The following is a 19451-nucleotide window of genomic DNA, read 5'->3' as shown; positions in this document are numbered from 1 at the left end:
TTATGGTTTTGTGTTCATTATACACAACTTCATGTTATATATTTTTTCTCATCTTTAATATAATATAACCGTTAATCAATCAGAGTAAATTTTTATATCAGTTTTGATAAACTTATCCATAAAGCACAATACAGAGGGGGAGGATGTATGAAAAAATATCTTTTTATTGTGGTGACTATATTAATATTGATGACAACAACATCCATGGCATTGAATCCAAAGGACTGTAGCCAGTGTCATCCAGATGTTTATGAAACATGGAACATGTCAAATCATTCCGTTTTAAATGAATCAGATGTAGCCTGTGATGTCTGTCATAGCCCACCGGAAGAAGGTTATGAAGCACATATTGATAATCCCACTGAAATAGACCCTGGTATGAATTATTCGGCTGAGTTATGTGGAAAATGCCATAATGAACCACATAAACCAATATTTGATGAGTGGGACGAGTATTCTAAGGATGATTTTGATACAGAAAACATGACAAGCCATTCTGAACCGTCAGATGTTACCGAACCATTTGTCCAAGATTCTGATGATTGTGTGGCTTGTAAAAGTACTGAAGGAGCAGTTGTGAACCTTGAAGGTACAGATGTTCATGATTTTAATGAGGAAAAACTGCCAAATTCTTCAGATGTGGAAGAATGGAGACTTACATGCGTAGCCTGTCATGAGCCGCATTCAACCGGATTTCATATAGAAGATGAAGTAAAACTATGTTCTAATTGCCATAATTCCCGTGGTGCAGAACCAGATGGGGAGACAACAATAGCCAGATACACTCAGTGGGATATGTACAACAATTCCAGTTATGTAAACGGTGGGCACCCTGTAGAAATAGGGTGTGTGGACTGTCATATGGGTGCCAAACCATTCAATGAAACTACAAATGAATCGGCAGTGACCGGACATAGATTCGATATGAATGTTTCATTGGTTGTGGATTCAGAGTCCACAAATAATTGTTCCAGATGTCACGGGGCTGAACTTTCAGGTGCTATAGAAAACCAGCAGTCAAGGATATCCAGCAGACTGCAAGACCTTGAAACAAAACGGGATAATGCTGAAGAAGCACTGGAAGAATTGAATGGAACACAAATATACCAGGAACAACAGGCTGTATTTAATAATGCGCTGTATTACATGACTGCGGTTGAGGAAGATGGAAGTCTTGGTGTCCATAACATGGAAATGGCTCTTAGTTATCTGAATAATTCAGAAGAAAGGTTTGATGAAGTTATAAATGCTCAACCACCAGAAGAAGAGCCAGGTTTCGAGGCGATTTATTCAATTGCTGGTTTGCTTTTAGTGTTTTACCTTGTAAGAAGAAAATACTCTAAGTAAACAGCAAACCATTTTTTCTTTTTTAGCTATCAACAATTTCTTTTATGGTTTTAAGAACTGCAACTGCATCTTTACGTTTAATGTCTATCTCATTTTCTCTGCAATACCGCAAAATATTGTTGCTATCCTCCTCTGTAAGGATATTATTTTTTACAGCCTGTTTAACAATACCAGTGTAGCTTCTGTATGGATAATAGGTCTGTTTTGCAATTTCTATCAAGTTGTTGTAGGTTTTATCATCAATAATATCATCTTTATATGCCGCTTTCAGAGTTTGCCTGATATTTATCAGAGGTTTGGATACAGGTTCAAAGGTATCAGGGTTTGTAGCAACAGCCACCTCATCGTCAGCCTCTATAATACCATCCCTGTACTGTTCATATATTTTTCCTGCGCCTATCATCCCATAATCATCAAGTTCTGATGCACGTAAAGCACCCATACTACATCCACCCACAATGATGACATTGTTTTTGAGTGCTTTTATTATCTCTTTATGGGAAACAGCCGCCTTATCAAAGAATACTCCATCGATAATTCCTATAATGTTGTATCCTTCTTTCATCGCCTTATCGATGTTACACCTGTAAACAGGCGGTTTATAGTTAGCATTGAGTATTTCATTAGCATCCTCATGGGTTATGCTTGTGCCTGCAAAAACAGCAATTCTGGGATTTTTTGGTTTTTTTATATTCAAATTCGTTTGTGGTTTCATGTTTTTTTGCCTTTTCTTTTGCTTTTTTTCAGTGCGATGTTTTTCCTTTTGCCAACTCTTTCTCTGTCAAGTGTATACATTTCAAAGGTTGGAATAATAACTCTTACTACTGGAATACTTATGCTTTCCCTTGATAGATTGACCACAACCACGTTATCAACTAAATTTTTGAGCTGGTCAATTACTGTATTGATATTTTCTGCTGGCGAATTTCCGGACAAATCGTTTAAATCTTTTAATGTGACGGTTTCTACATCTTCATCTTTATACCAGAAGCCATTCATTCTTTTCATGCGTTCATATCCGATATTACGGACGAATTTGTCCCTTTCAGTATCCTCTCTTGCACCATGAATCTGTACAACCCTTGATTGTGCGACTTCGGTAAGGGCTCTCATGGTGGCAATTTCCGGATTTAGGTGAGATCCAGCTCCCATCACAAGCATTGCGGGGTCTTTTAATTGAGCATCATCAAGCGACGCAACCACGGTTGTAATTTCAGTATCATGAAAGGGAACCCAGAGTCTGATATTAATACCTGCATCATTGAACTTTTGCATTAGTTCATAACATATGCCGTCATCTTTATCAAGCATTAACCTTTTACCGGGGTTTCTGTTCATTTCTGCAATACTTAAGGCATCTCTTTCAGTAACTTCCAGTAATCCGTGAAGCACTGCTTCTTCTATCACGTTACCTGCTGCAAGACCATTTGTGTTGCTTCTGAACAGTTTAACACACTGGTTTGTGGCATCGTAGGGGTGGTAGACTGAATTTGATGGAACATAGATTTCATTATCATTTATCAGGTCCCATCCACTGGTCCATTCTATTATGTCATCTGTTCTTACATCTTCTGATATGAGAAGTTTTGAAGGGTTTAATATATTGTATGTTTCTTTTATATTATCAAAGGAATCAACAAATTCATCGGCAATAATATCTTCCTGTATGTTATTGTTCATTTCTTTTTTCTCTGCCAGACACCTTTCAAATCCTTCCATCATTGCAGAAATCCTGGCTTGTGTGGAAGTAACACCTTTTCCGGAATATACAGATATAGCACCTTTAGCAGCACTTGGTCTGATTGCAGAATAGACAGGAATACCCACTCTGTCAAGATGAGTTATATCTGCTATACGCGTAACTCCGATTTTTTTAAGCTGAGATTTTGTTTTTTCAAGAGTGGTACCTTCATCATAAACTCGCTGTGATCCTTCATGATATTTAAGAGATTGATTAACATTTATTATTGACATGTTTTACTAAAACGATGTTGCATTTGTTTATACCTTACGATGACTGGTTTTAACCGTTAGTTTTATATGTGATAATTGAGTAGTATAGTGTTTAACGCTTGTAATTACTTGGCAAATATTTTTGTGTGAAGATTTTCAGCGGGGTACATTTGAATAATTCATGAAGACAGGAGGTATTATCAATGAAGAAGTTAGTGGTAACAAATGATAATCAGTTAGATAAAAAACGCAATCCAAAACAAATCTGTCATATGGTCGTTTGTGGGCGTACAAAAAAGAAACTAGATAAAGAAGATAGAGAACTTTATGATTTTATGGTTGGTGGTTTACAGGCAAAATAACCTGCAAAAACTTTATTTTTCATCCTGTTGAATAATATAAAGCTATGTACGACATTTTTGAAATTCGGAAAAATTTTCCTGTTCTGGATAATGTTATATATCTGGACAGTGCAGCTACAACGCAGACACCTGTACAGGTAGTTTCAGCCATAAACGATTATTTCTATAAATACTCTGGAAATTATGGTAGAGGAGCACACCGCTTAGCTCGGGAATCAACCAATCATTATGAAGATTCACGTGAAAAAGTAGCCGGTTTTTTGAATGTTGATTCTTCAAAAACCATAATGACAAAAAATGCTACTGAAAGCATGAATATGGTAGCACTTGGAATGGACTGGAATTCCGATGACCACATTGTGACCACATCCCTGGAACACCATTCCAACCTTCTACCCTGGATGAATCTAAAAGATTGTGGGGTTGATATTACTGTTGTATCTCCTGATGATACAGGTATTGTCAACCCTGATGACATATATGATTCTATAACTGACAGAACAAGACTTGTCGCAGTAACCCATGTATCAAATGTTTTCGGTTCAGTGCAGGATATTAATGAGATAACCCGGATTTCGCATAAAAACGGAGCAATGGTTTTGATAGATGGGGCTCAATCTGTCGGCCATTTCCCTGTTGATGTGGGTTCTATTGGCTGTGACTTTTTTGCAGCATCCGGTCATAAAGGTTTGCTGGGTCCGCAGGGCACAGGTATTTTATATGTTAAAGAACCCGAAAATTTAGACCCATCCTATTTTGGAGGGGGAATGGTGCATTCGGTAACTACTTCTGGTTTTGACATAGAACCGTGTCCCACAAAATTTGAATCCGGAACACCCAATATACCAGGTGTTATAGGTCTTGGAAAGGGTGTTGAATATGTCCATGATTTAGGGATAAATAATATTGAAAAACATGAAAAATCTCTTGTTAAGGATATGGCTTCCAAACTTTCAAAAATGCCATATGTAGAAGTATATGGACCTGAGAATCGCAGTGGAGTAGTTCCTTTTAACATAGCCGGGCTAAATTCTCATGATGTAGCCATGATACTGGATGAAACAAAAGGTATATGTGTACGAAGCGGTCACCATTGTGCTATGCCAACCCTTCAGGCTCTTAATGTTGATGGGGCGGTAAGAGCATCAGTAGGTTTGTATAATACACAGGAAGAAATTGATACATTTATTGATGCTGTATCCCAGATAACATCACTTGTTGGTTAATCGATGAATATATTTAAGTTATAGGTTAATATCTTTAATATCACTCATTTCTGTAATATCAATAACAGTGGACATTGCATTTGTTTCGATGGGAATGCCGTGTTCTCTCACAATAGCCATGGGATTAGTACCGCCTATAACAACAATACCAAGATGGTCTCTTTCAATTGGAACATCCAGTATCTTTCGATTCGGTTCTCCAACTTCCAGTATTCCGCTAAGTCCTGCATCCATTATATCAGAAAGTACATGGTCTATATCATATCGTGCAGCTATAGGTACTTCTCTAAGGTTTGCCAGAATCTTGCCAGACCCTGTACTTATCATCTGTGTTACTGAGGTAATCTCCTGTGACATCAGGGCTTCCAGTGGGTCTATAGAGGTACTTGCATAGGTTAAAACATCGGTAAAACGTACAGGTGACCCTTCTTCAATCTGAACCAGCCCCCCAAATTTTGGGTTGACAAGGATGCCTCTTTTTAACAATATGCCATCAATTGTTATACTGCACATTGTTGCAAGACCGATTTTACCTTCCTCGATAGTCAAATCTCCAATGCTTTCTCCCTCATGTAGAATTTTTATAAAAGGGCTAACAGTCAAACCACTCATCATGGCGGTTTTAAATATTTCAAGTACTCTGTTTAGGTCATGCTTGTTTATAATTGAAACATTGGCAATCACATCACCTTTGCCTATTTTTGGGTCATAGGTCGTACTGGACATCAGGTTTACAATTTTGGATAAGGTAAACTGTACTCGGTAATCCTTTTTATTTCCCTGTTTTTGCATCTTATTCCTCTGTTATATCCTACAACTCTCATTTTTTTATGGTCAATTGACCAGAACTGCTGTTGTGTATCATTTTCCGATTATATAATCAAAGTCATCCATATATTCTTGGGGTGATGTTAGGAATTTTAATTTTCCTATGCCTGTTATCAGGTTATACATATCCTGACCTTTATTCAGACCAAATTTCGGGTATTCTAGTGGAGACAGGTATCGTATCTGTGGTACTTCATAATATTCCGGGTTTTTGATAAAACCTGTATCAATGAGATAATAGGCTCCGCCACTACGCTGTTTTATGGAGTCATAGAGGGAGGAAAATTCACGGCATACCCAGTTGGCCATTTTAAGAGTCTCATCTGATGTATTGATTGTTATATGGCAGTAATCAGGAGGTATAACAACATAATCACCTGCCTGTGCATTGATAACCACTACATCTTCTACTTTGCCTCCCTCCATTTTTTGTAAAAGGTAGGTGGCATATCCTTCCAGAACCTGATATACTTCAGGATAAGATACATCTGTATCTGGAACTTTTGGATGGCAGTGGCCTGCTGTTTTTACATATTCTCTACCTACCATTTTTGGAGGGATGACAGTAATGTCATATCTTAGGTTATGTTTTTTAATAGTTTCAAAATCGTAATCATCTTTATAAAGGTCGCGATACATGTAATACAATTCAGGGTTTTTTTTAATACTCATCTGTTTTTTATCGTAAAGAACATCATGCATATCATTTAACATTCTGACATTAGCAGTTCTGGAGATTCTGCCGAATTTAATTTCTTTGACCATTAATTACACTCCCTTAAACTTGGCCTTTATTAATCAATCTTTATAAACAGCACTATTTACTTGGAAACTGTAATAAATTTAATTTGGATGCGTTATGTTTTAAGTTTTGCTATTTAATAGATTCATTTGTTAAAAACTTGTTCAAAATCAATTTCATAAAAAAATACATTTTTTAAAATATATATTCTAGAAATCACCATTTTTTACTATCTTCGTTTTCAAAATAATCCACAATTTTTTGTGCCAGGTTCTTATTGATACCTTCAACTTGTTTCAGGTCTTTAATTGTTGCGTTTATAATATTATCAACTGATCCAAAATGTTCCAACAAGGCGCGTTTTTTTGATTCACCTATTCCCGGGATACCATCAAGAGCTGAATGAGTAAGTTTTGCAGTACGTTTTCTTCGGTGGGACGAAACTGCAAACCGATGGGCTTCGTCACGTATCCTCATAAGAAGTTTCATTGAATCTGATTTTTGGGAAAGAATTATTACTTCATTATCTGGGGTTATTATATGTTCATACTGTTTAGCAAGACCTATCAAAGGTATATTGTCAAGGTTTAAGTTGTCAAGAGAATCCTTCGCAGCACTGACCTGACCGGGACCACCATCGATGAGTATAAGGTCTGGAAGGGTTTTATTTTCATCTAAAATCCGGCTGAATCTTCGATGCACCACTTCAGCCATCATTGCAAAATCATCTATGCCTTCAACATTTTTGATGTTGAATTGTCGGTATTTGCTGTTTGCAGGAACACCATTTTCAAATACCACCACTGAACCTACTGCATCTGTACCTGATATATTAGAAATATCAAATCCTTCTATGTGATAGGGAAGTGTTTCAAGCGATAGGTCAGTTTTTAGGCTTTCAAGCACTTCGTTGGGCTGTTGGTGGTCTTTTTTTAACCTTTCCTGTTTCATGGACATTTCAGCGTTTTTGGTGGCAAGGTCAAGGATTCGTTTTTTTTCGCCTTTTAAGGGTACATGAATATTAACATGCAAACCTGATTTTTCATAAAGCCATTTTTTTATCAAATCTTTTTCATGGATGTCATACTGAACCAGTATTTCGGGTGGTACAGGTGAATCCTGGTAATATTGCTTGATAAAACCTGATAAAACTTCAGGAACGGATACTTCATCATCACCTCTGTCCATTGTGAATTGTGATCTACCTACAAGGTTCCCGTTTCTTATATAGAAAAGCTGGATATATACTGCATTTTCATCAACAGCTGTAGCTATTACATCTCTTTCATCTGTTCCTGATATTGCCACCTGTTGATGTGTTAGATTTTTAAGAGCCTCAATCTGGTCGCGGACCACGCTTGCAGCTTCATATTCTTGGTTTAGAGATAATTGGTACATCCTGTCTTCAAGCTCTTTTATAAGTTCATCACTTTCGCCTTTCAGGAATTTGATAGTAGAATTTAGTTCTTTTTGATACTCAGTTTCGCTGACTGCACCTGTACAGGGACCGAGGCAACGTTTGATATGATAATTAAGGCAGGGTCTTGAATGAGTTTTATCACCATCAATTTTTGTCTTACACTTCCGTATTTTAAAAATTCTTGATATTATATCAAGGGTCTTGCGTACTGCACCAGCGTTTGTATAGGGTCCAAAATAGAGGGCGTTATCCATCAAACGTCGCCGTGTAAGATAAATTCGCGGATATTTTGAATTGGTTATTTTAATGTAGGGGTAGCGTTTATCATCTTTTAGACGGACATTGTATCTGGGTTTGTGCTTTTTTATAAGGCTTGCTTCGGTAATCAGTGCTTCTACTTCGGATTGGGTAACTATGTATTCAATGTCTGCTATATGTTTTACAAGTGTTCTCGTTTTTGGAGAATGATATTTCTGGGACTGGAAATATTGACTGACTCTCTTTTTAAGTGAACGTGCTTTCCCGATATATATCACTGTATCTGATTTATCTTTCATCAAATATACACCGGGAAGGTCTGGAAACTTTGATATATCAAAATCAGAAGACATATTTGCTGGATAACTTTAATGTTTTTAGAATTCTTTTTTAGCGTCAGAAAACGTTTTGTCAATTAATCTTGAATATATAGTGTTTAATATTGTCTCAAGGTTTACTATATCTTCGCGATTGTATTCAAGCAACAGGTCAATTGCATCATTATCGCCTTTTTGATATCTGTTCCACAACCTCACTGCATCAAGTCCCGACATTTGTGTAGTGTTATCACTTCTCGATATTCCAAGCTTTTCTTCAGCCTGCTTAAGACCCCCTTTGTATCCGAGTTTTTTTAGGGGATATATCAGGTCGACATGGAGCCGGTTAAACTCAAGTTCGGGATATTCTTTTCTAATAAATGGAAGGTCGAAACATGCTCCGTTGTATGTTACAATAAATTCGTATTTGTTCAATTCGTCCACAACGTCATCAAGATTAATTCCATGTACGAAAGTTTTAGTTTGGCTGCCGTTATAAACACCTATTACTGTTATATAATCATGTATCTTTGACAGTCCAGTGGTTTCGATATCTACATAGGCAACAGAATCCGAAAAGTATCGAAAACCTCTCCAATGCTCTGAATTTGGCAGATAGTTTGCAAAAAATTCGGTGTCTCTTTTATCCAGCCGTTCCATTGACTCATTTATACCTTCAAGTATAATATTTTGCTTGGATTTCGGGAGGGGAACTGAATCATGGTATTTTATAAAGTCCTCCCATGTTGTGATTCCTGATGCCCATATTTTATGTTCGGTGGATTTACCTATTTTTGGAATGTGTATATAAGTACTGGTAAGCATAATCAACCCGGATATTGATTTTTAAAGGCTTCTACAACCCATTTATTTTGGTCTTTTGTTCCTACTGTTACGCGAATCAATGAATCACCTGCATCCCTGAATGATGTGCAGTCCCGGACAATGATACCTTCTTCAAGCAGCCGCTCACATACATCTTTAGCTTTTTTAGGGGCAACATCCACAAGAACAAAATTAGCCTGAGAATTATATACATTAAATGGTATATTATCTTTAAGATATTTCCGTCCTTCCCTTGCCAGTTCAACACTTTGTTTCAGATGTCTGGTATCTGATAGAGCAGCAATACCTGCTGTTATTGCTGGACCGCTTAAATTAAAAGGTGTCGAGACCCTCATGTATTCGGATTTCAGCCACTTTGGCATAATACCGTACCCGATTCTCATACCAGCTAGACCAAATGCCTTGGAAAAAGTCCTACCTATTATGAGGTTATCATAGTCATCGATAAGGTTTGCCATATTCCTGTCTGCAAATTCAACATATGCTTCATCCACAAAAACAAGTCCTTTCGTGGATTCTGCTATCCTGCGAAGTTTTTCTTCATCTATGAGGTTACCGGATGGATTATTTGGTGAACAGATAAATATCATCTTGGTACGTGGGGTTTCTGCTTCAAGTACAGAGTCTGTATCTATCTGGAATTCATTACCTCTTTTAACAAATACTGGTACTGCCCCGTTTGCACGTGCTGCAATTTCATAATAGGAAAAGGTAGGTGTGGGAATTATAACTTCATCTCCCTGTGAGATGACAAGACGCATCAGGTTATCGATTAATCCATCCATTCCGGGACCAGATGCAACGAGATTTGATTCAGGAAATCCTGTGTAGCCAGAAAGAGCCTCTACAAGTTCTCCTGAATCTGCGGATGGATAAACACTTAATTGATAAAGCTGCTTGTATCTGTCAAGGGCATCCACAGCTTCAGGTGATGGTCCAAGTGGATTTTCATTAGAACCCAGTTTTATTATGGTGTCAGGGTCAAGCCCATACGAGAGAGCAATCTCATCAATGGTTTTGCCGGGTACATATTCTGATATATTTTCTATGCCGTCTTTAATGAGGTTACGCCTGCTCAATTACGTCCACCACCCTGTCTATCTGCTCACTGGTTATAACAAGAGGAGGGACTATACGCAATACTGAATCTGAGGTACAGTTTAAAAATACACCGTTCTCGCGTGCATAATTCAAAATCTTTTTACAATCAGATTCCAGTTCCATACCTATCATAAGACCTCTACCACGTACCTCCACTATATCATCACGTGAAATGTTTTTAAGACGTTCTACAAAATAATCTCCAAGTTTCTTTGAACGCTGTATCAAAGAATCATCTTCTATGGCCTTTATCGCTCCAAGTGATGCTGCACAGGCAAGAGGGTTACCTCCGAATGTAGATGCATGTTCGCCTTTATCAAAGGTAATACCTTCTTTTGATGCGATTGCTCCTATTGGAAAACCGCCACCCATAGCCTTAGCCATTGCCATTATGTCCGGCTGTACACCTGAATGTTGTTTGCAGAACCATTCACCAGTCCTTCCGAAACCAGTCTGTACTTCATCGAATATTAGAAGTGTACCTGTATCGTCACATATTTTTCGTAATTTTTTGAGATAATCATTTGAAGGTATATTCACTCCACCCTCGCCCTGTATAGGCTCCACGATTACTGCGGCGGTATTATCAGTTATCGAATCTGCAACTGCCTGTGAGTCATTATAGGGTACAAAATTTACATCTTCTATCAAAGGGGCAAATGGTTTTTTGAATTTTTCTTTATACGTCACACTGAGAGACCCCATGGTTCGTCCGTGAAACGATTGTTCAGCCGCCACAAAATCCGTTTTTTTCGATACAGACCTTGCAAGCTTCATTGCTGATTCGATTGCTTCAGCCCCTGAGTTACAGAAGAATATGCGGTCCATTCCTGTAAGTTCTACCAGTTTTTCAGCAAGCTGTGTCTGTATCTGGGTATAATACAGGTTGGACACATGGATTAACTGTTCTGACTGTTTTTTTATCGCATTAACAACATTTGGATGGCAGTGCCCTACATTGTTTACTGCAATACCAGCCAGACAATCTATGTACTGATTGTCATCCACATCATAAACAATCGCACCATCACCTTTTTTTAATGCTATGGGCTGGCGGGTATAATTTTGCATCACATATTTTTCGTCCCTGCTGACTATTGATTCATACGTTTCTGACCCGGGCAAGATTTTCCCTCTATAATATAGTTTTAAAATTATAAGCAAACCTGTAATTGGATTTATAAATATATTCATATTACAAAATTTGGTTTATATATTTACTATTCTCGTCCCATATTAAGCTGCTGTGTATTGGGTGGATAATATTTCTAAATTTGTTGTTAGGTCTTTCCCTTACAAAAAGAATGATTTTATTAAGCCATAAGCAGAATTTATACATGGTGATGGAAATGAGATATACTTTAAAAAAAGCTATTCTTATAATTGGAATGGTCGCATTACTCGCAGTTGCAGTATCTGCTCAGGTTAATGGAGTGAACGGAAATTCAAATGAAAACTATCTGATTTATGATTCAAATCAGGGAGGTATTGTAGAAAAAAGCATTAGCCTTGAACTTGAACAGGGGGTACATTGGGTTGAACTTGAGAATATGGAAAATTTGGATAATGTTGATCCAGATTCTATAAAACTTGAACCTGAAAATTCGGATATATTAGAGGTTGTTGATATAAAAACGGATTTTAGAGATAATATAAAAACAAACATCGGTAAAGAAGTTGAAGTAGAACTTACATCTGGTAAAACAGTATCAGGTGTGCTTTTAAGAATTGAAGACAATTATCCTTATGGTCTTATGGTTCTTGAGAATGATGGGGGAATATCCTACATTAATACAAACAATGTCAACCAGATAAAAACAACAGGTGATTCGGATTCAAAAGTTATGGCAAGAATTGAATCTTCAGGCAATGGCTCTTTTGATTTCCAGCTTAGATACCGGGTAAATGGTATTACATGGGATGCATCATATGACCTGTACATGAAAGATTCGGATAGTTCCAGCAGGTTCAGTGGAGATATGATAATCAAAAATCCCAGTAATACAAACTATGATGGAAACTTCAACTTAATATCAGGACAGGTAATGAGTAGTAGATATGTAGGCTTTGCTGAGGAACGAGAATCTATACGTGATGGTTTTGAAAGGTCTGTTTCAGCACCTCAAAAGGTAGGTAGAGTTTATAAATATGAACTCGGACAGCTTGCAATTGATGCATATTCACGGCAATCAACCAAATATATGGACAAAAATATAGAATCAAAAACCGAATTCATGTACGCTACCTCAAGATACGGTAGAAGTGAAAATGTCCGGCAGTTTTTAACTTTTACAAACAATGAAGAACCACTGCCCAAGGGAACTGTTAATGTTTATCAGGAAAAAGATGGTTTACAGGTAATGGTGGGTCAAAGTTCAATTGAGAGAACACCTGAAGGCGGTGAAGTTGAAATCAATCTTGGTAATGCCTTTGATTTAAAAGGTGAAACAGAAATTCTTGAAGAAACAAGGAATGTAGGCAATATAACAAGAACCGGTGAGATAAATATAACTAACTTTGGCAATAGCCCCGAAACTGTTACGGTTCGTTACATGTGGGAATTTGGTGAATTGTTGGATTCTAGTGTAGAATCTGTTGAAACAAACGCCGATTTTGTTGAATGGGATATCAGAGTGGGTGCAAACAGTGACAAAACTATAGAATTCAAGGTCACTGAAGATATAAGAAATGATAATGCTAGAGCTTACTCCCCCACAGCAGAAAAGGAAATATCACCAAGATAATTAATCCGGATGAGATGATATATCTCATCCATCTTTTTTTTTGATTATTAATCCAGAGGAGAGCTTCTTGTTTTAAAGTACCAGATAGTGATGCTTGTCAATACTACAGCAATCCCGAGCAAAATGACAGCATCCCATGGAATAGTTGAAACAATATCCTGTGGGGGTATATCAGGTGTTGTGCTTTCAGGAATTTCTTTGGCATCTTCTGTCATTATTCCAGCATCTTTTGGCTGGGGCTGGACAAAAAACCTGTATAATTGAGCAAAACCTGATATAAATGCTACAACTGATGTTGCAAATAGTATTTTGACCCTTATGTCGGATTTTGGCTCCATCAGATTACGGCTTTTATCCGTCAGGCGATAATAAATCCATTTTTCTCCACGGTTTTCTCTATCAATCAACCCTGATTCTTCAAGTTTTTTCAGATGTTCTATAAGGGTGGGTTTGGACAACTGCATTTTTTCAGCAAGGTCGGTTACCCGCATACTTTTTTCGTTGAGATGTTTGATTATTTCAATGCGGGAATCGGACGCAAGTGCTTTGAATGAAGATCTGTCCAGTTCTACTCGGTCCATATTATTTCATTGTTACATAAACAAAAAAGTTAATAAAACTTTTGTAAAGCACAGAAAACAGAAGAACTTTTTTGAATATCAGATATCCAGCTTTATAAGCTCTTTTTTATCGGTATCTTCATCTTCATAATCCTTTGTGTTTTCAATTTCATCTTCACGTTTGAAAGAGAGTCCGCCCGGTGCTCTCATCAAACCATCAACACGTGCATTTTCATGTATGGAAATGGTGTTGGCACTGACTTCACCAAGTATATGGGTTTCTTTATCTATGGTTACATTCTTTTTGGCTACGATATTACCGTGGATGTTGTTGTTTTTCCCTATAGTTATATCGTTTTGGGTTCGAATACTTCCATAAAGTGTTGTATCATCACCCATGTCAAACGATGATGAGCGGATATTTCCGATTAACCGGCAGTTGTTACCTATAGAAGCATGTGCCGGAACATGTATAGAATCCATTGAAATTCTTGAACTGTTTGGTATTACCATTGCACCGGATTCCATTGATTCTTCTAACTCATCATCTTCAAAAAGTTCTTCAAGAGCTTTTTCAACTTCCTCATCTTTGCCCAATCTCAGGAGTTCACTAATATATAAAAAAAGGTACACCATTACAGGTATAGGGTTTCTGACCATTATCCATCCTTTTGCCACAAACCCGTCATTGATTTTAACATTGTTTCCAACATCAAGGTCTCCATTGACTATCAGTTTACCATTTATGGAAACAAGTTCGCCAATATAGGCATTAGAGTCAGTTTTAACGCTTCCGCCAATTTTTGTTAATGTATCGATTCTGACTTCTGATGTAGTGGTCAAATCACCTGATACCTGTACACTCTCACCCAGTATTGCAGAATTTGCTATGATTCCATAATTGATATTGGAATGGCTCCCAACAATGACTCCACCATCTACAACTATGTTATGTTCTTCCATTTTTGTATTATCAGGAATTACTAAGTTTTTCAAAAAATCTTCTTTTGTATCGGTGATAATCTCACTCTCCAGAACCCGGACACCTGGAAATCCGTTTTAGCGTTTTTAGAATTAAAATCATGGTTGTACATTTCTACAAGGGGATATAATATTGGGTGATATATATAGATTTATTAATATTATTTATTGTTGTTGAACACCTGTCCTTATGTCAACTGCACTTCCTCTTTCTATCGTATGGATTTCCTCGGGTGACAATATAAGTTGTCCTGTAGCCAGGAGATTATCGGATTCATCCACAACAAGTACTTCTTCACCTGCACGAAGTTGTGGGTCGATATCTATAACATGTTTTGCAAAAGCTGTTTTTCCAGCAGAAACAAAAGGAACCGCTTCTTCACACATTATTATTCGTTGTTTGGGTTTTGATAGGTTTTTATGGACTGTATCTGCTCCTTTGATACTCAACGTCAGCACACCGTCGCTGGCTCTAACAGTTGCTATTCTTTCGTTGTTGTACAGAATCTGTCTAATACGTCCAGTTCTGGACAATAAAAAAGAGACATCTTCGGGAAACAGTTTTTCTCCACAGCCTTTACCGAACTGATAATCTGCCATTATCCTAACCGTTGATAATTTTTTGTTCATGGTTTTTGAAACAATCCATGGATACTATAAGTTTAGCGGTCATACTGAACAAACTAATTAACAAAGTATCAAACAACTTTAAATATAATAATAAACTTATCTTATGTTGAGGAAACGGTGATTGCTTGCATATATTACTGTTACCAAGCAAACCATTCATCCCCTCTTAAAACAAAAAAACCGTTTCCTCTATCCTACTTTTTCACTTAACCTTTTATCACTCCAACAGGGCTTAATCTTGCTACTTTTCTGGCTATGCCTACATCATGAACAACATCCACTACTTCACTGCTGGATTTGTATGCTTCAGGAGCTTCTTCAGAAATCATTCTTGGGTTTGCCACTTTAACTGTTATGCCCTTTGATGCAAGTTCTTTTTGAATCTCTTCTCCTGATAATTCTTTTTTAGCATGTTTTCGGCTCATAAGACGTCCTGAACCGTGGCATGCACTTCCAAAGGATATATCCATTGAATCCTTAGTCCCATGGAGTACAAACGAAGGAGTTCCCATACTACCCGGTATCAATACTGGCTGACCGGATTGTTGGTAGTCATCTGATAGTTCGGGATGTTCTGGTGGAAATGCTCTTGTAGCTCCTTTACGGTGTACATAAACCTGTTTCTTTTCTCCATTGATTGTGTGTTCTTCGAATTTGGCTACGTTATGTGCCACATCATAGACAAGGTTCATATCAATATCTTTGCCGAATATGTTTTCAAAAACTTCCCTTGTCCAGTGGTTGATTACCTGTCTGTTCGCCCATGCATAATTGGCAGCACATGCCATTGCTTTGAAATAATTCTGTGCCTCTCTTGAATTTGCGGGAGCGCATGCCAGTTGTTTGTCCGGTAATTGAATACCATATTTTTTGACAGCCTGTGTTAGTTCCCGAAGATGGTCTGAACATATCTGATGGCCTGCACCCCTTGATCCGCAGTGTATTGAAACTGTTACCTGCCCTTCTTCAAGACCAAAATCAGAGGCTATGTACTCATCATAAATTTTGTCTACATATTGAACTTCAAGAAAATGATTTCCACTTCCCAGAGTACCGAGTTGAGGTCTTCCACGTTTGCGAGCTTCTTTACTTACCTGTGAAGGTTCAGCTCCTTCAATCAGACCATTACCTTCACAATGTTCAACATCGGCTTTTACTCCATATCCATTATCAACCGCCCATTGAGCCCCATGTACAAATACATCATCCAATTCAGCATCTGATACTTTTAAACCACTCTTTGAACCCAGTCCAGAGGGGATTTTATTGAAAAGATTGTTAACAAGTTGGTTTATATAAGGTCGGGTATCTTCTATTTGCAAATTGGTGCGAAGAAGTCTTACACCGCAGTTAATATCAAAACCGACCCCACCCGGACTGATAACTCCTTCATCTTTGTCAAAAGCAGCGACCCCTCCAATGGGAAATCCATAACCCAGATGAGCATCAGGCATTGCCATTGAAAATTTCTGAATACCCGGCAGAGATGCAACATTTGCCATTTGGTCAAGTGTTTCTTTCTCTAAATCTTTCATCAATTCACTGGAGACAAAAATACGTCCGGGCACATTCATTGTCGACTTATAGGTAACTGGTACATTCCATGTATTGTCATCGATTTTTTCAAGTATCTGGTAAACTTCATTATCTTTAATATCTTCACCTTTCATTATATTTACCTCCTCTTACGCTTCAAAATTATCCAATGGTTTTTACTATAAAACAGGTGTGGATTAGATATCAACAACCACCTGTAACATCCAGCCGTTTGATAGCTTTCTGACTTCCAGTTGGTTGTAGGTGACAGCCTTAACTTCTGTATCAATTTCATGTTTGTCCAGATTCAGAGTTTCTCCATAAATCTGGGCTGATAAAAAATATCTCCCATCTTGTTCTTTGATAGATTCTACATTAAATGTTGAATAAACTGAATGGTTGACATCAGACAGATATAACAGTTCAGACAACCAGTCCACAAGTAGTATATCTAAATCCGGTGATTCGATGTTAATTGATTCTGATACACTGTCGGAAACACTATCTGTATCGACCATAACATTAAACATTGCAAGTGCTGCGTTTTCAAAAGCTTCTTCAAGCGTGTTTCCATATGCTCTAAATTGTGCATCAGCTGTATGTTCCAAGAATTCGAATTTTTCCGTTCCATGAGAAGACATATGATATAAAATTGAAGCTTGTGCTACATTAAATTAACCGAACAACTTAATTCCAACAGGTGTTTTTACGAAAATAGGGCAACAGGGGTACGTGAAAGTCAACGGTTTCTAACCGTTCTCTTTAAACCAAAACACTCTAAATTGAAAATTTACCAATATCTTTAAACTACAGTTTAAAGAGAGATAAAACGACTCCGTTGGTTATTGTTTTTAACCATCAATTTTTAATTATGTTATAGCATATATACTTCTATAGATACAATAATGCCTTCAGTGTACAGTTGCTTTGAACAAGCTGCCTGATATAAGACATTGTTCAGTCGGTTGTTTGTGTATCATCAAGTTCCATCCAAGTATTACTTGGTGTCGAATACAAACGATACGGTGCAGACAGAGATGCATCGTAAGGGAGTACTGGCGCCCCTCAAGTGGCAACGTCAGGATGGATGGCGACCACAGAACCCAACGGATTTATCTGTTAGAGTACGTCAGAACTGTTTCCATATGTGGTATATTCTTTGAATAGCAGTGACATGACTGCCCACTGCAATTATTACAATGGTCCATCCAAGTACTGAAAATCCATAAATCAGAGATGGGTACAGGAAATATATTAATGATGCTGCGATTATTAAAATGAGTCTGTCGGCTCTGCCCATGATACCGCCGTAATATCTCCCTATATCCAGTGCCTGAGCTTGTGTCCCAAGATAACTGGTTAGTAGTACTCCAACAATTGCAGCCAGTCCTATTTGCCATTGGACATGACCTGCCAGAAATATGCTGCAGATAACAAATATATCAGAATATCGGTCAATCACATGGTCCAGAAAATCACCTTTTAAACTGGCTGTCTGCATATGTCTTGCCATGATTCCATCCATTGCATCAAGGAACGAGTTTAAAGCCACCAGTAATCCTGCTATTAGTACAAACAATGGATTTGTATATGAGTAATAAAAAAAAACTCCTGCAGTTATAGCAAATATAAGGGATAAAAATGAGACAATGTTGGGTGATAGCCCAATATCTACTGCTTTTTCTGCAAATGGTTCAATTATTTTTGACACCAGTGGTCTCAATGAATCAGATGTCATCGTTGCTCACATATACAAATTGTTTATTGGACTGTATAATAGAATATTAATATTTATATCCATTTTTTATTTTTTAGCCATATCATAAAGGTATTTTATTTTGCAGGAGTGTTCTATCTGGGTTGTTGTTATATAGGCGTCATCCAGAATTTTTCCAGCGGCAAATGTACCATGACTGTAAACAATTGTTCCTTTATATTTACCCAGTGCATCTGCTGTGTTGTATGCAAGTTTTTCTGTGCCTATATCTCCTTCAACAACAGGTATTTCATCGAGGAAATATTTTCCCTCACTGTCAACTGGTACCAGTGATTTTTTATCATTAAGTAGTGATTGTGTGACAGCATAAGGACAATGTGCGTGGATTATAGCAAGTGCTGATGTATTTTTATAAATTTCCCGGTGAACAATGGATTCTGATGATCCTATAATATCCATGCTGCAGGGCTTGTCGACATCAATTTCTACCACATTCCCTTCTGTCACCTCATCAAGAGGGCAACCGCTTCTTGTTATAATCATTTTATTTCCGACACGAACACTGATGTTACCAAAATGTGATTCTACAAGACCGTGTTCTACAAGTTTTCTGCCTATTCTGGATATTTCCTGCCACATATTACCCAAATTTATTGTATTTCATCCATAACATTTATGTGCAATGATTGTCTGTATAATAGTTCGCTCCAATAAAAATATATGCCTCGGTAGCTCAGCCAGGAGGAGCGAGTGATTTGTAATCACTAGGTCGCGAGTTCGAATCTCGCCCGGGGCTCTCATTTTAAGCTAATTGGCTACTGTTTTATATGTGCATTTTTTTCCTTAACAATTTTTAGTATCTATTTTTCGCTTTTTTATAAAT

General features: G+C 37.5%; 19 protein-coding genes and 1 tRNA gene. 5 read left to right on the top strand and 15 right to left on the bottom strand.

Annotation, left to right across the window (positions count from 1 at the left end):
* The first annotated feature begins 147 nt into the window (after positions 1-147).
* Positions 148-1347, top strand: a complete 1200-nt coding sequence (locus tag QZ276_RS11220) for a cytochrome c3 family protein (RefSeq protein ID WP_292488023.1) — start codon at positions 148-150, stop codon at positions 1345-1347.
* A gap of 22 nt (positions 1348-1369) precedes the next feature.
* On the opposite strand, the gene QZ276_RS11215 is transcribed toward QZ276_RS11220, so the two are convergent.
* Both QZ276_RS11215 and QZ276_RS11210 read right to left on the bottom strand, forming a co-directional pair.
* On the bottom strand, positions 1370-2062 hold the full coding sequence (locus QZ276_RS11215; protein ID WP_292488021.1) for a TfuA-related McrA-glycine thioamidation protein: 693 nt from the start codon (positions 2060-2062) through the stop codon (positions 1370-1372).
* A complete protein-coding gene (locus QZ276_RS11210; protein WP_292488019.1) occupies positions 2059-3321 on the bottom strand; it encodes a YcaO-related McrA-glycine thioamidation protein in 1263 nt (420 codons plus the stop codon). Before QZ276_RS11210 ends, QZ276_RS11215 begins: the two co-directional genes overlap by 4 nt.
* 182 nt (positions 3322-3503) lie before the next feature.
* Between QZ276_RS11210 and QZ276_RS11205 the strand changes: the two genes are divergently transcribed.
* Positions 3504-3662 carry a hypothetical protein gene (locus QZ276_RS11205; protein ID WP_292488017.1) on the top strand — a complete coding sequence of 53 codons (159 nt, stop codon included), beginning with the start codon at positions 3504-3506 and terminating at the stop codon, positions 3660-3662.
* 44 nt (positions 3663-3706) lie between these two features.
* Complete coding sequence (locus QZ276_RS11200; protein WP_292488015.1) at positions 3707-4888, top strand: cysteine desulfurase; 1182 nt, start codon at positions 3707-3709, stop codon at positions 4886-4888.
* An 18-nt stretch (positions 4889-4906) separates the two neighbouring features.
* Here the strand turns inward: QZ276_RS11200 and QZ276_RS11195 are convergent, their stop codons facing one another.
* From QZ276_RS11195 to QZ276_RS11170, 6 genes are all read right to left on the bottom strand, one after another.
* A complete protein-coding gene (locus QZ276_RS11195) occupies positions 4907-5680 on the bottom strand; it encodes a DUF128 domain-containing protein (RefSeq protein ID WP_292488013.1) in 774 nt (257 codons plus the stop codon).
* Positions 5681-5749: 69 nt separating this feature from the next.
* A complete protein-coding gene (locus QZ276_RS11190; protein WP_292488010.1) occupies positions 5750-6481 on the bottom strand; it encodes a glucose-6-phosphate isomerase family protein in 732 nt (243 codons plus the stop codon).
* Positions 6482-6674: 193 nt separating this feature from the next.
* A complete protein-coding gene (uvrC, locus tag QZ276_RS11185) occupies positions 6675-8489 on the bottom strand; it encodes an excinuclease ABC subunit UvrC (RefSeq protein WP_292488008.1) in 1815 nt (604 codons plus the stop codon).
* A gap of 24 nt (positions 8490-8513) precedes the next feature.
* Positions 8514-9278 (bottom strand): ribonuclease H-like domain-containing protein, encoded by a 765-nt coding sequence (locus QZ276_RS11180; RefSeq protein ID WP_292488006.1) that lies wholly within the window; start codon positions 9276-9278, stop codon positions 8514-8516.
* A 2-nt stretch (positions 9279-9280) separates the two neighbouring features.
* Positions 9281-10378 (bottom strand): histidinol-phosphate transaminase, encoded by a 1098-nt coding sequence (gene hisC / locus QZ276_RS11175; RefSeq protein ID WP_292488004.1) that lies wholly within the window; start codon positions 10376-10378, stop codon positions 9281-9283.
* On the bottom strand, positions 10365-11525 hold the full coding sequence (locus QZ276_RS11170; protein WP_292488002.1) for an acetylornithine transaminase: 1161 nt from the start codon (positions 11523-11525) through the stop codon (positions 10365-10367). Before QZ276_RS11170 ends, hisC begins: the two co-directional genes overlap by 14 nt.
* Positions 11526-11749: 224 nt before the next feature.
* On the opposite strand from QZ276_RS11170, the gene QZ276_RS11165 reads away from it, so the two are divergent.
* Positions 11750-13144 (top strand): DUF4139 domain-containing protein, encoded by a 1395-nt coding sequence (locus QZ276_RS11165; RefSeq protein WP_292488001.1) that lies wholly within the window; start codon positions 11750-11752, stop codon positions 13142-13144.
* Between the two features lie 47 nt (positions 13145-13191).
* Here the strand turns inward: QZ276_RS11165 and QZ276_RS11160 are convergent, their stop codons facing one another.
* The 7 genes from QZ276_RS11160 to QZ276_RS11130 all read right to left on the bottom strand — a co-directional run bounded on the left by QZ276_RS11160 (position 13192) and on the right by QZ276_RS11130 (position 19207).
* Positions 13192-13725 (bottom strand): winged helix-turn-helix domain-containing protein, encoded by a 534-nt coding sequence (locus tag QZ276_RS11160; protein WP_292487999.1) that lies wholly within the window; start codon positions 13723-13725, stop codon positions 13192-13194.
* A 78-nt stretch (positions 13726-13803) separates the two neighbouring features.
* Complete coding sequence (locus QZ276_RS11155; protein WP_342765725.1) at positions 13804-14700, bottom strand: polymer-forming cytoskeletal protein; 897 nt, start codon at positions 14698-14700, stop codon at positions 13804-13806.
* A gap of 150 nt (positions 14701-14850) precedes the next feature.
* Positions 14851-15315, bottom strand: coding sequence for a PUA domain-containing protein (locus QZ276_RS11150; RefSeq protein WP_292487997.1), 465 nt, complete (start codon positions 15313-15315; stop codon positions 14851-14853).
* 206 nt (positions 15316-15521) lie between these two features.
* Positions 15522-16985: an RtcB family protein gene (locus QZ276_RS11145; protein WP_292487995.1), complete on the bottom strand. Its 1464-nt coding sequence runs from the start codon at positions 16983-16985 to the stop codon at positions 15522-15524.
* Positions 16986-17048: 63 nt separating this feature from the next.
* Positions 17049-17492, bottom strand: a complete 444-nt coding sequence (locus QZ276_RS11140) for an archease (protein WP_292487993.1) — start codon at positions 17490-17492, stop codon at positions 17049-17051.
* 488 nt (positions 17493-17980) lie between these two features.
* Positions 17981-18589: an archaetidylinositol phosphate synthase gene (gene pgsA, locus QZ276_RS11135; RefSeq protein ID WP_292487991.1), complete on the bottom strand. Its 609-nt coding sequence runs from the start codon at positions 18587-18589 to the stop codon at positions 17981-17983.
* A gap of 66 nt (positions 18590-18655) precedes the next feature.
* Entirely contained in the window at positions 18656-19207 is a 552-nt protein-coding gene (locus QZ276_RS11130; protein WP_292487989.1) for an aldolase, read from the bottom strand.
* A gap of 83 nt (positions 19208-19290) precedes the next feature.
* Here QZ276_RS11130 and QZ276_RS11125 point away from each other — a divergent pair.
* Positions 19291-19364 (top strand) — tRNA-Thr (locus QZ276_RS11125).
* The last annotated feature ends 87 nt before the right edge of the window (positions 19365-19451 follow it).

Source organism: Methanohalobium sp., assembly GCF_018609725.1.
Taxonomy (GTDB): Archaea; Halobacteriota; Methanosarcinia; order Methanosarcinales; family Methanosarcinaceae; genus Methanohalobium.
Note: the sequence above shows the minus strand (reverse complement) of the source record. Positions and strands in the feature narration are given on the sequence as shown.